We start from the raw sequence: 13,021 nt of genomic DNA on the forward strand, positions 1-13,021 counted from the left end.
ATAGTATCTTGTTATACAATATAGTTATATTATATCTGACTTCGTTTTCTTTAGCAAGAAAAAACGGGTATCCTTATCATTAAATGCTAAGTGGATCTGCGATTGTTTTAGTGGCCATTGTGAAATATATCAACTGTATAACCACCACTTCGGCTGCCCACTTCCCTCCCTTCAGCTAACTTTTTCTAGCAAAAACCGCTCGAAAAAGTGGATCTTCAGGTCAAACTGGTCCCACAGGAGTGGAAGGAGGCTACTAAAAAACATATTATGGAAATTATATCTCCCACTTTAATGGCTATAAATGCATATTAAAAGGGGAAGTATTGGAGTATTCTCCACTTTTTTATGTTATTTCCGTTAAAATTTGGGATTACATGTTCAATGTTTAAAAATTAGTGGGGTTTTTCAGTAGAATCGAATGGAAGTGGGCGGCCTTCGTTTAATGTTGCTCTACAACATATGCCAGAGCTAGAAATTTGGATTTAGTATCCCCATAAAGGCGTTAAAATATGGCATTGAAATCTCTGCAAAAAGTTGTGATACCAATGTCCTACCTCACAAGCAAAAGCTCCTGAGAGATATCTCAGGAGTTTGATGACGGTTGTAAAATGTATTCTAGGATCTCGTGTAATTCTAGACGTTTTACTTGGTTAATCTCTATTTGCTGTTGTTGTAATTCTTTTTCTAATTCAGAAAATTTATTCGTTACAATTTGAGTTGGGCTTTCTTCTATTTGCCACACCCTTATGTCATCTTTGAAATGATCAGGCAAATCGGATAACCATAGTCTTGCCCAGCGATTTTGAATCTCATCCTTTTCAAACATATCTTTGATCTCGCCATCATCTAACAAGCAGATATAATCACACAGTTGCTTGACTTCCTCCTGCAAATGAGTAGCCATGACAATGGTGTGTTGACCATCCTCCATAAACTGCGATAAATCTTCACGCATTCGTTGTTGGGATATCAAATCTACATTAGCTGTCGGTTCATCTAATATTAAAAGCTCGGGATGATGTGCCATTGCTAAAACAAATTCTACCTTTTTCTTTGTACCCATTGAACAATGAGCGAATTTCTCTTTCCGGTTAATATTATACCGATTAATTAACAAGTGGTAATAATCTTGATCCCAATTGGTATACCAATGCCCTACTAGTTCGGCTAGTCCGTCAACTGTTAATTGTTTAAATGCCTCGTATAACCCGGCACCGGCAAATCCAATTCGCTCTTTCACTTCAACTTCATACTCATTTATATCCATTCCTAGTACTTGAACACTTCCATTGTCAGGATTTCTTAACTTCATGATCGTCTGTAATAACGTGCTTTTCCCTGATCCATTCGATCCTAGTAATCCTATAACCATACCTTTCTCCACTTTCAGATCAAGTGGGCCCAGTTTAAAATTATTATATGTTTTTACTAATGATTGAATCTCAACTGCGAGGTTCATGGACGATCATCTCCTCTCTCAAGATCATCAATTGCTTTATCACATATTTCTTTTAGCTGTGTGAGTGAATATCCCATCCATTTACTTTCTTCGATCGCTTTCTTCAATATGGAATAAACAATCTCTTCTTTTATTTGATCCTGGGTATTCGACTCCAAGGCCTGTACAAACGTTCCTTTCCCTTGCACTGTTTCAATAAACCCTTTACTCTCGAGATCTTGATACGCCCTTCTTGTTGTGATAACACTACAAGATAAATCATGTGATAAAGCACGAATGGAAGGTAGTGCCGCACCTGCTTGCAGCTGACCACTAACAATTAGCCTTTTAATTTGTAGTTCAATTTGATAGTAAATCGGTTCCTTACTATCATCTGATACTACGATTGGTAGCTTCATCCACACTCACCTTCCATCTACAGATAATCTCTTTCCGAGAGTCTTTTATTTAATAACTTTGCCATTATCATAACTCCCAATATACCGCAGGCAAGGGAAACAATCACTGGAATAACAGGTGCTCTTGTTAGAAGTAAAATGGTCGCATTTACAATACTAGTATTCCAGACTTGATGGACAACAAATAAAACAAGAATTAAAGAAACCATCAAAATAAACGAATAAATATATAATACTTTTCCATTTGTACCAGATTCAATATATGGATTCAAACTACCTATTACTAACGCATAACCAATCCAAAATAAAATGAAAGATAAGAATTGATGATACTCAAGGTGAATGAAGAGCGAATTTGGCACACTTATCGTTATCGTTAAATAGAATGCTGCTGAAAACAGTACAAATATAAAGAGCATAAATAATACTCGACTTAACGACAGTACCTTAGTGGAAACAGGTAATGAACGATAAACGGCCAACCTTTTTCCGAATGGATCTTCTTTGATAGCTCGAAGGCTTATATACGGTCCCCACATAAAAAGTGCGGACAAACATGGTGTAAATCCAAGAAAGATTGCATCAACAAGAATACTATCAATATAAACGGTATGATCTTCAAAAACTAGACGGCTACCATATATATCTGCACCTTCAAACAAGTTAATTATATTTAAGTAAAAAGTTGGTGTAATAATTATTCCGATAAAAATCGTGGAAAGTAAAGTCAAAATAATTCCAGGAATTTGCATCTTTAATTCTTTCTTCGCTATCCACCAAGAATCTTTCCACATCATATATCCACCTTTCCCTTATTGCTCTTCGAAAAATCTTTCAATAAATGGATTTTCCACATTCATGAATTCAAACCCTAATGTTGCCAGTATCCCTAATAATAAACTCCAACCAACAATACTTATCGTCATCCATACGGTTACTTGTCTCTTGGTGCCACCAAACACTAAACTTAAAAATGCACTAAGATGACTGCCGATCAAAAATGGGCCGATTAGCGTTAGACCGGGTAGCCCATATTTTTTCCAAATATTCTCTGCCCTTGTAGCTTTTTTGTTCGATTGTTGATTCTTTTTCTTCCTCCACTGTTTTATTTTGTTAATAAATAAAATGACAACATAAACAGTCAAAAGATTCCCCAATATAGCCAAGATAAAGGTCGGAATAGGTGATAACCCTGCCACTACTGCTATCGGTGTAAGATAAATAGCCTCAACAAGAGGTACCGCTGCCAATAAGAAAACCAAAATATACGCCCAAATCAATTCCATGAATTCCATTTTTTCACCTCAAACTGTTATAGTGTTTATATCAATATATACAGTATAACATTTTTTGTTTCCAGTCAAGACCATTTTTATTATTTCTGCTTTTTCTTGGAGATTTGTTTATTACATAACATAGTTACTATCCATAACAAAAAAAGCTGACCGGAGGCATTTGATAACCTCGGGTCAGCTTGCTATTTCCTTGTAAACTATGCCATTTCTTCCTGTACTTTTTCTTCTTTCTCTACTTGATTTTTGGATTTCCAAAGTTGGCCAATTTCTTCTAGTGTTTTGTTCTTTGTTTCTGGAACGATTGTCATCACAAAGATGAAGCAGATAACGTTAATAACCGCAAACATCCAGAAAGTGAAAGAACTACCCATGTTGTTAATGAGTACTGGTGTAAATTGACCGATTGCCCAGTTAGCTCCCCATAAGAAGATTGTCGCGATCCCTACCGCTTTTGCACGTAAATGGTTCGGGAAAATTTCCGGAATCATAATCCACGGAATAGGTCCCATGGACACACAGAAGGAAGCGGTGAAGCCTGCAATTAAAATAATCAATATTACGCCTGAACTTGCTGGTTCAAAGTAGAAGACACTTCCAATTAAGAGCATAAAAATTGCCATTAAACTAGAACCAATTGCCATCAATTTCTTTCTGCCAAGCTTATCTATTAAAAAGATCGCTAGAATTGTAAAGACAACTTGTACACTACCAATAATACTTGTCGCTAAAAATTCTGTATTGTTTTCAAAGCCTACACTTCTGAAAATATCCGGACCGTAGTAAGTAACTGCGTTCATACCGATTACCTGGTTAAATAGTGCAAGGAAAATCCCTACGCCCATTGCCATTCTTAAACCTGGCTTTACAAGTTCTTTTACAGAACTGCTTTGTTCCACTTCAATAGAAGCTTTGATCTCTTTTGCTTCTTTCTTCGCAACCTCTTGCCCATTAATTCGTTTTAAAATATGAAATGCCTCATCGTCTTTTCCTTTTTGAATAAGGAATCTTGGGCTCTCTGGAATAAAGAATAAAAGGAATAAGAAAATAATCCCCGGAATTGTTCCATATCCTAACATCCAGCGCCAACCAAGTTCTAATCCCCATTCATGTGTACCACTATTTGCTACAAAGTAATTAATGTAAAAAGTAGCACAAATACCGAAGATCGTGAATAGCTGATACAACGAACCTAAGCGTCCACGAATAGCTGGTGGAGCACATTCACTGATGTAGGTAACCGATAAAGCGGATGCAAAACCGATTCCCAGACCACCTAAAATTCGTGCTAATACTAATGTTGTTACATCTATCGCAAAAGCTGAACCTAATGCTGAAATGATGAAAAAGATTGCTGATACCATCAATAATTTCTTACGACCCCAACGGTCACTTAAAAATCCAGATAACGCAACCCCCGTGACACCACCAATCATAACACATGAAATCACCCAGCCTTCCATTGCCGGACTTAGATCATATAATTCCTGTAAATAGCCGATTGCACCGGAAATAACAGCGGTATCAAAACCGTATAAAAGACCTGCCATACCAGCAGATGCTGCAATTAAAATAACATACCAAAGTGAATGTTTCTTTTTCATGATAAATCCCCCATTATGATAAATTTGATATCGTTTTCTTTTTAGCTAAGTTATAATCTTTTTTGATCCGCTTTCATTGCGTAATAAAGGTTTATAACTTTAAGATATTTTTAATTTATCATGTATACACTTTCATAGTAGCCTCATCATCTTCACTTTTTTGTTATTTGCTAGATTATTTTGTTATATGTTGCGGAATTCAGACGAAATGTTAAATGCTGAGTGAAAATCCTCGCTTTCTAGCATTTTTCATGAGTCTTCATCAAACGACAAATTCTCTACTTTTAAATATCTCATAAAAGCAGATGATCCATAATAAAATGAGTCTATGATCATGGTGTTAGCATCTGTTAACCCCCTAAACTTATCCTTATGTTACTTGAAGTTTGAAGTGGGAGTCTTATAGACGTTTAGCACCGTGATAAGTAATTCAAATACAAAAAACGCTATCTTATCCATTTTTGAAAGGATAAGATAGCTCTTACTCTTATATCTTCTAACTTCTACTCTGCTTCAAGATAATTATTATAAGCTTCTTGATTTATTTCAATGTAGCGATCCACACCTAGTGACTCCAATCCAGCAATATAATCATCCCAATCTTCTTCAATGCTTTTCTCTCCAGTTATAAACTGAACAGAGTTTTGTTCTACATTATCCAAGATATTGGTTTCAAGGGTTGCTAGTTCATCTTGTACCTCTTCAGAGTACCAAATCGCCCAGAACGGGAAAATTTCATTAGGTTCTAAGCCTTCATATAAATATGTTGCTTCTTGGAGACGTCTTTCATAACCATCATCTGTATAAATATCTTCTGCTTGAACCCAGCCATCACGGTATTCTCTTGGTTGGAAGTATTGAGCACTGGCACCCCATGAGTTATTAGTTGGTTCTTTAGGATGCAACTGCTTTAATATAGGATCCATTTCTTCATTTATAGCCAAATCACCTTCTTCAGGCTTTACCCAATCCTCTCCTTCTACACCAAAATGAGCCCTAGTCGAACCTTCTTCTGTAAACATGTAATCTAATAGCTTAATCGCCTTTACCTGTACTTCCTCGCTTGCTTTGTTAGTAATAGCAAAAGTAGCTCCTTGAACAACGGAATAGAAATACGTAGAATATTGATAATATGTCCCTTCTATTGGTGCAAGAGCATCGTAGGCATATTGATTCTCATTATCCACAAACTCCCACGGATGCTGTGCAGTTGCCGCTCCTAATATCATATCATCTGCATTATTACCTAATTGCTGATAAGCATCTCTATTTTGAGTAAAAGACCCTGAATCTATTAGTCCTTCTTGATACAATGAATGAAGATACTCTAACCCTTTCTTCCATTCTTCCTTATTTGCAACAAAATCTACTTTACCATTATTTACAATTAACCTTGTCTCAGAATCATCATATATAAATCCATTCATTAAATATGGAATAACAGAATGTGACGGCGATGCTGCTGATCCACTAAGAGGAATCTCATCAGCTTCTCCATTCCCGTTCGGATCTTGTTCTTTAAATGCAGTTAACACGTCTTTAAATTCTTCATGTGATTGAGGCATTTCTAAATTTAGTGTTTCTAGCCAATCAGTGTTAATCCACATTTTATTTGGCCATGTACAATGGAAACACTCTTCTAATTGAGGAATTCCGTATATATTGCCATCGGGAGTAGTCGCTATTTTTCTAAATTCATCATATTCTTCTAATACAGCTTGGAGGTTAGGTGCATGCTCTGCAATTAAATCATTCAATGGAATTAGAACACCTTGTTTGCCATAACGCAACAAGTCGTTTGCTTTAAACTGATCTACCCATTCTATAAGAAAATACACATCTGGATAATCTCCACTAGCCAGGGAAATTTGACGCCTTTCGTTAGCTGCTGCAGAATCCCAGGAAGTAGTTTCGAATTCAAAGTCTATCTCAAATTCCTCTTCTGCAAACTGTGTAAATGAATTCGTTTCTAAATCCATGTTGTCTCCTTCAGGCATAAAGACAGTCATTTTCGTTGCAGTATCTGCTGAATCAGACTCATTTCCTTCTTCTGATACTTCCTCTTCTGGATTACAGGCACTTAATAAAATAACACTTACCAATCCTATACTTAAAAAATTCCAAAGCAATTTTTTCAATTCCACTCTCTCCCCTCTTAAATAAAAAATGAGCAGCAACAGACATCTTAAAAGCTAGAAACACTCTATTATCCTTTTACCGAACCTATTAACATGCCCTTCACAAAATACTTTTGTGCAAACGGATAGATAACAAGAACTGGTAGACTAGAAATAACAATTAATGAATATCTCATCAAATTAGCTAATTGCGTTCTTCTTTGCTGTTCAGCAACATCCATGTTTGCGCCAGAATCACTTTGAACAATTAATAATTCTCTCAGCTCTAATTGCAAAGGAAATAATTCCTCTGACTTCAAGAAAATCATTGCATCAAAATAACTATTCCATTGATACACAGCATACATTAACGCAAGTACAGCGATAATTGGCTTGGATAAAGGTAACACTATATACCATAAAAATTTCAGACTGCTGCATCCATCCATTTCACTTGCTTCAACAAGTTCTTCAGGTACACTTGATTGAAAAAAAGTACGCGCAATAATAATTTGCCATACCGCCATTGCCTTAGGAATTAGAATTGCCCAGGGAGTATCTAACATCCCCAGCTTCTGAACTACAAGGTATTCTGGGATCAGTCCACCATAGAACAACATTGTAAACAAAATAAAAAACATCAAGATAGTTCTTCCATAAAAAGATTCTCTAGAAAGTGGATATGCAAAAATTACTGTTAACACTACTGCTATTACCGTGTATCCAATAGTGTAGAGAATGGAATTTCGAAAGCCTCTTAATACGTCAGAATTTTGCAAGACTTCTATATATCCTTCCAATGAAAAGTCCACCGGCCATAACCATACTTGCCCTGATGTTACCGCTTCCGGACTACTAAGTGACGAACTCACGATATAAATCAGTGGATAGAGCACTATGAGCATCACGATACAAAGAAAAGCATAGACTGCCCAAAGGAAAATTCGATCTGTAAATGATTCACGTATTGATGTTGTATTTTTTTTCATACATTCACCCCTTCTACCACAATCCATTTCCTGATACTCGACGAGCTATCGCATTAACAAGTACAAGCAGGATAAGATTGATGATGGAGTTAAACAATCCGACCGCTGTACTAAAACTAAAATTGGCATTAATAATACCCATTTTATAAACATAAGTCTGTAAAATTTCAGAAGTACTTAAGTTTAGTGGATTTTGTAATAGATACACTTTTTCAAACCCTATTGCCATTAGATTTCCAACACTAAGGATTAATATAATTACGATAGCTGGCATTATCCCTGGAATATCTACATTCATTATTCGTTGAATTCTTGAAGCGCCATCGATTTTAGCTGCCTCATATTGTTGTTTATCAACACCAGCAAGTGCAGCTAAGTAGATAATTGCAGAATATCCAGTCATTTGCCATGCATCAGACCACACGAAAATCGAGCGAAACATATCTGCTTGGCCTAGAAAATCAATGGAATCAAATCCAAACAATTCGAGAAATTCATTTATAATGCCTGACCTAGGAGACAGCAATAATATAATCATAGATACGATAACAACTGTTGAAATGAAATAAGGTGCATACGTAAACATTTGTACCGACCGCTTGAATATTCCATTCTTAATCTCATTTAATGCTAAAGCTAAAATTATAGGTAATGGAAAAGTAACAGCTAATTGATATAAACTAAGAAATAAAGTGTTCTTAATAAGATCCCATGCTACAGGGTTACTAAAGAAATTCTCAAAATGCTTTAGTCCCGCCCAAGGACTGCCCAAAATTCCTTCAACTACATTATAATCTTTAAAAGCGATGACGGCCCCGAACATTGGTACGTATTTAAAAATAATAAAATAGAGTATTGGCGGGATCATCAATAAATATAGTTGCCAGTGCTTGCGAAAACTTCGCTTAGCAAGGTGCCATTGTGATACTTTCTTCACTTTTGGTTGAGCCCTCGCTCGATTCATCTCTACAGTAGAATTCAGCTTTAATCCCTCCTTATTAATATGCAGACTATCGCTCCCACTAACAGGAAGCGCTTACAAATAAATTAGCACTTTTTCGAACTAATTCAAACGGACAATTAAAATGAATACGTACATTTCAAGAAATAAAAAAGGTACAATATTAATTTAAGGGTACACTTTTGACTTTTTTTGATGAAAGCTGATAGGACAGGCATTTGAATGAAAGCTAAAATAAAATCTGTACCTTATACAGTACAGATTTTTTCCCGCTTTTATAAGCATTCATCTACATTGACCTCTCATTGTATTTCTATATTGATTTGGCGTAACATTATTTATTCTTTTAAACGCTCTTCTAAAAGAATGTGCACTGTTGTATCCTACTGTCTCAGATATATCGACGATTGTCTTATTAGTAGTTGTCAGTAAATCCATCGACTCGTTTATGCGAATTCTTTCTAAATACTCATATATATATTCACCTGATTCTTCTTTAAAGATTTGTGAAATATACTTCTCAGGACGCCCAAAATATTCAGCAATCATATATAAATTTAGTTCAGTACAAGGATAATTCTCCTTTAAATACGCTTTGATTGCATTTACAACTGAATGATTCGTTTCTTGGTGGTATCTTTTGACCATTTCACAATATTCATCAATTACTTTGAAAAATAAGTCTTTTATTTTATTCATATCCTCAACTCTTTGTATATCTAGAAGTTTTCTCCAGATATATTCTATAGCATTCTCTTTGCGTATGGTATATTGTTCAAATAATTTAAAAAAGGTCCCTTTTACTTCATAAACGAACTGATCAATCATATCCGTTGGAAGACACCTTTTAGACAGATTCTCTTCAAAAAGTTCATGAATAATTTTTTTAGATTCTGTTACATCTCCTTCTTTTAAATTTTTTAAAAGTCGAAATTCATATTCTAATGGATAGTAAAATACAGTTGATTCCTTCATCAATTCGTCATACCAAAATAGACCTAAACCTTGATCCGAAATAACAGCAAACTCAACAGCCTGCTTTGCCTCATTATAAGAACGGCTAATATCTGATAAAGAATGGAATGAATTCCCTAATCCCGCTTTTAACGTAATACGGTATTCTTTTTGGAAATACTTTTGTAAGGATTTAAACATCTTTTCGACTTTTTCAGCAAATTGACCTCCTTGTTCTTGATCGTCTATAAAAATATATACTAATTTATCTGAATGCATATTAGTCAAATAAAACCGTCTGCATATTCTCATTGATTCTTGTTGGATTACTAGTCTAATCGCATGTAATTCCTCATAAATCTCACTACTAGAAATATTTTCGTATCCTTCTATCTTTAGCACACAAACATACCCATTGTCCCCATTTAAATGTACATCCACTTGTTTCGCAAACTCTTGTAAATTACCATTTCTTACGGTTAACTCCCCTGATAATAATTGCTTCAAGAAAGCATCTTTTAATAATGGTTTCTGTTCCGCAAGTTGAGCTTGTAAATCCGTATTGGAATTAATCAGCTTAGAAATATTGCCATGGAGGAAATCATAGTCGTTTTTTGTATCCAATTCTGTATAATCCTTTAGAATTCTCATTAATTTATTAATTGGGCGACTGTTTCTATATGCAAAAAATAAGGAAATAATGAGTCCAATGATTAATGTACTTCCTGTGACGCTCCAAGTAATATATTTAATTGGTAATGCTTCCTTTACTAATGTTTCGTTTGGAATACCTGCAACATAAACCCAACCATTTTTGCTAGAGTGACTGAAAATTAAAAGTGTGCCGTCTTCTAAATATTGTTGTTCACTTCCTCCCGTAATCAATGGGGCAATATTTTCAATTTTCTCTTCTTCAATTCCATTTGCTGCCATGATATTGAAGTTCTCATCTGTAATAAAAGACCATCCATCTAATTCATCAGAAATTCCTTCTAATAAATCGTTCAATTTATGTTCTTCTATTGGTACAACAATGGAACCCATATAATCATAAGAATGATCTAATGGCAATGATTGAATATACGTAATGACATTTGTTTCTGTTTCGTTTTTTACATACGGCTTATTAGGTAATAATACAAATGGATGATCATTTCTTAATATCTCTGATTTCCATTCTGAAAAGGTTAAATCAAGGTAATGATTTTGCCGGTAAAAATGATGTGGTCGAAAATAGACAGAGCCTGGAATGACAATAAGATCAGTACTTTCGAGATAAATGTAGAAATCCTCTAGAAACTCATTGGTTAAAGCATACGGAGATAAATCTGTTGCCAACTGCTTTACACTAGAAACAATCTTGCTTTTATCTTTTACATTTTTATTGAGCAAAGTAATTAAATCCTGGTTTGCTGCAAGCTGTCGGACAAATCGCTCAATTTCTGTTAAGCGTTGTTCCAAAATAGCTTTGCTCTGGTTTAAAACTTGTGTACTATTTATAATGGAATATTTTTCTGCCGTTTGTATGGAGACACTATAAGAAATGATACCTGTTAACAAGGGAATTATCAGAATAATAATATATGAAGTTAAATATCTTCTAAACACTGATGAAGATTTCGGTCTTTTCATAAACTTCCTCCTTTCACCATTCTCAACATATACTTAAAGCCGAAATTCTAAGATTCCGGCTCTCGTAATGACTATTCTTTTTTTCGATAAGGTGAACAAATCGCTTTGACACTAATCTATCGATATCTTAAATACAACTGGCTTATTACTAGTAATCTTAGTTGTAGTGATTTCCAACGCATCAGTTTTTCGAGTCCATTTAGGTTTTTCTTCTGTTCCTAAAATAGAAATATCCTTAATAATGCCATGGAAATGAGGGAGCTTGGAGGCATCTTTTTCGGCTAGAGATTTTATCTTTATTTTACCGTCTGCAGGAAACTCTAAAACGGTTGCATATAAATAGGATCCATTAACAGTAAAACGAATGTCTTCTGAAGTGAATACCTTCGATTTGCCGTCCGTGAACTGTCCTTCTTCGATAACAGTTGGACCTTCACCTGACTTACGCCATACTTTACTTCCATAAATGGCTTCCCCATTTACTTCCAGCCATTCGCCAATCTCCAATAATATTTGCTTGTCTGCTTCTGGAATTGTTCCATCAGCTTTCGGCCCAACATTCAATAATAAGGTACCATTCTTACTTACAATGTCGACTAAATCACAAATAATTTCTTTCGCCGTTTTATAGTCATTATCTTCCGTATAACACCAAGAATTTTTAGCTACAGACGTATCTGTTTGCCAAAAATATGGTTTCTGTTCTGCAAATTGTCCTCTTTCCATATCTACAACAGCAGTCCCAAACATAAAAGCATCATGTTTATAATTAATCGCAACTTCCATTGCCCATTCTTTCGCACGGTTGTAGTAATAAGCAGCGAACTTTTTTAAATAAGGTTTCACTGAACTATGTTGAATCCACCAATCAAAATAAACAATTTTCGGACGGTATCGATCGACAATTTCACACGTTCTGATCAACCAATCTTCTAAGAATTCTTCTGATGGAGCAGCACTAAATAGGTCATGGTGATCAGGTTCAGGCATAGCAGCCCAATAAAAATCGCCACGTTCCAAAGGTTCCTTGATATCACTATCAAACTCTTTGCCATGCCCCATAAAAAACCAATGTTCAATGCGATGTGAGGACGAACAGAGTGGAATGTTTCTTTTTTCCAGGGATGCTCCAAGTTCTCCTAAGATATCGCGTTTAGGTCCCATATTATAAGCATTGTATTTTGAGACTTCACTTCGGTACATTTGAAAGCCATCATGATGTTCTGCTACTGGCATGACATAACGGGCACCTGCAGCTTCAAATAGCTGTGCCCATTCCTCCGCATTAAACTTCTCAGCTTTAAACATAGGAATAAAGTCTTTATAACCAAAATCAGTATGCTTACCATATGTTTTGATATGGTGCTCGTATTCTTTAGACCCTTGGATATACATGTTTCTTGAATACCACTCATTTCCGAAGGCTGGAACAGAATAAACTCCCCAGTGAATAAAAATACCGAATTTAGCTTCGCGATACCAATCAGCTAACTTATAATTGGACAAGGAATCCCAAGTTGCATCAAACTTACCATCTTGGATAACTCGGTCGATTTCTTCCAAATACACTTTTGGTTCAACCATAATTTTATCTCCTCTCTTAAAAAGTATGCTC

The 13,021-nt window shown here is 35.3% G+C and carries 10 protein-coding genes; all 10 read right to left on the bottom strand.

Annotation, left to right across the window (positions count from 1 at the left end; all coding sequences use genetic code 11):
* Positions 1–583 precede the first annotated feature (583 nt).
* Complete coding sequence (locus tag J5J03_RS10990) at positions 584–1,459, bottom strand: ABC transporter ATP-binding protein (protein WP_208589529.1); 876 nt, start codon at positions 1,457–1,459, stop codon at positions 584–586.
* Positions 1,456–1,857 carry a GntR family transcriptional regulator gene (locus J5J03_RS10995; RefSeq protein WP_208589531.1) on the bottom strand — a complete coding sequence of 134 codons (402 nt, stop codon included), beginning with the start codon at positions 1,855–1,857 and terminating at the stop codon, positions 1,456–1,458. Before J5J03_RS10995 ends, J5J03_RS10990 begins: the two co-directional genes overlap by 4 nt.
* A gap of 17 nt (positions 1,858–1,874) precedes the next feature.
* On the bottom strand, positions 1,875–2,651 hold the full coding sequence (locus tag J5J03_RS11000) for a hypothetical protein (protein WP_208589533.1): 777 nt from the start codon (positions 2,649–2,651) through the stop codon (positions 1,875–1,877).
* Between the two features lie 18 nt (positions 2,652–2,669).
* A complete protein-coding gene (locus tag J5J03_RS11005) occupies positions 2,670–3,152 on the bottom strand; it encodes a small multi-drug export protein (RefSeq protein ID WP_208589535.1) in 483 nt (160 codons plus the stop codon).
* Between the two features lie 197 nt (positions 3,153–3,349).
* Positions 3,350–4,753, bottom strand: coding sequence for a sugar porter family MFS transporter (locus tag J5J03_RS11010; protein ID WP_208589536.1), 1,404 nt, complete (start codon positions 4,751–4,753; stop codon positions 3,350–3,352).
* 503 nt (positions 4,754–5,256) lie between these two features.
* Positions 5,257–6,897 carry a type 2 periplasmic-binding domain-containing protein gene (locus tag J5J03_RS11015; protein WP_331460478.1) on the bottom strand — a complete coding sequence of 547 codons (1,641 nt, stop codon included), beginning with the start codon at positions 6,895–6,897 and terminating at the stop codon, positions 5,257–5,259.
* Between the two features lie 62 nt (positions 6,898–6,959).
* On the bottom strand, positions 6,960–7,859 hold the full coding sequence (locus J5J03_RS11020; protein WP_208589537.1) for a carbohydrate ABC transporter permease: 900 nt from the start codon (positions 7,857–7,859) through the stop codon (positions 6,960–6,962).
* Between the two features lie 13 nt (positions 7,860–7,872).
* Positions 7,873–8,727: an ABC transporter permease gene (locus tag J5J03_RS11025; protein WP_407927832.1), complete on the bottom strand. Its 855-nt coding sequence runs from the start codon at positions 8,725–8,727 to the stop codon at positions 7,873–7,875.
* 378 nt (positions 8,728–9,105) lie between these two features.
* A complete protein-coding gene (locus J5J03_RS11030; RefSeq protein ID WP_208589539.1) occupies positions 9,106–11,406 on the bottom strand; it encodes a helix-turn-helix domain-containing protein in 2,301 nt (766 codons plus the stop codon).
* Positions 11,407–11,517: 111 nt separating this feature from the next.
* Positions 11,518–12,990 (bottom strand): alpha-L-fucosidase, encoded by a 1,473-nt coding sequence (locus J5J03_RS11035; RefSeq protein WP_208589540.1) that lies wholly within the window; start codon positions 12,988–12,990, stop codon positions 11,518–11,520.
* Positions 12,991–13,021: the final 31 nt, after the last annotated feature.

It is taken from the genome of Gracilibacillus suaedae, assembly GCF_017599345.1.
Classification (GTDB): domain Bacteria; phylum Bacillota; class Bacilli; order Bacillales; family Amphibacillaceae; genus Gracilibacillus; species Gracilibacillus suaedae.

Bases quoted from the DNA above. Each gene is read 5' to 3' on its own strand.
- J5J03_RS10990 (WP_208589529.1), bottom strand. From the start codon at position 1,459: ATGAACCTCGCAGTTGAGATTCAATCATTAGTAAAAACATATAATAAT.
- J5J03_RS10995 (WP_208589531.1), bottom strand. From the start codon at position 1,857: ATGAAGCTACCAATCGTAGTATCAGATGATAGTAAGGAACCGATTTAC.
- J5J03_RS11000 (WP_208589533.1), bottom strand. From the start codon at position 2,651: ATGTGGAAAGATTCTTGGTGGATAGCGAAGAAAGAATTAAAGATGCAA.
- J5J03_RS11005 (WP_208589535.1), bottom strand. From the start codon at position 3,152: ATGGAATTCATGGAATTGATTTGGGCGTATATTTTGGTTTTCTTATTG.
- J5J03_RS11010 (WP_208589536.1), bottom strand. From the start codon at position 4,753: ATGAAAAAGAAACATTCACTTTGGTATGTTATTTTAATTGCAGCATCT.
- J5J03_RS11020 (WP_208589537.1), bottom strand. From the start codon at position 7,859: ATGAAAAAAAATACAACATCAATACGTGAATCATTTACAGATCGAATT.
- J5J03_RS11025 (WP_407927832.1), bottom strand. From the start codon at position 8,727: ATGATCCCGCCAATACTCTATTTTATTATTTTTAAATACGTACCAATG.
- J5J03_RS11030 (WP_208589539.1), bottom strand. From the start codon at position 11,406: ATGAAAAGACCGAAATCTTCATCAGTGTTTAGAAGATATTTAACTTCA.
- J5J03_RS11035 (WP_208589540.1), bottom strand. From the start codon at position 12,990: ATGGTTGAACCAAAAGTGTATTTGGAAGAAATCGACCGAGTTATCCAA.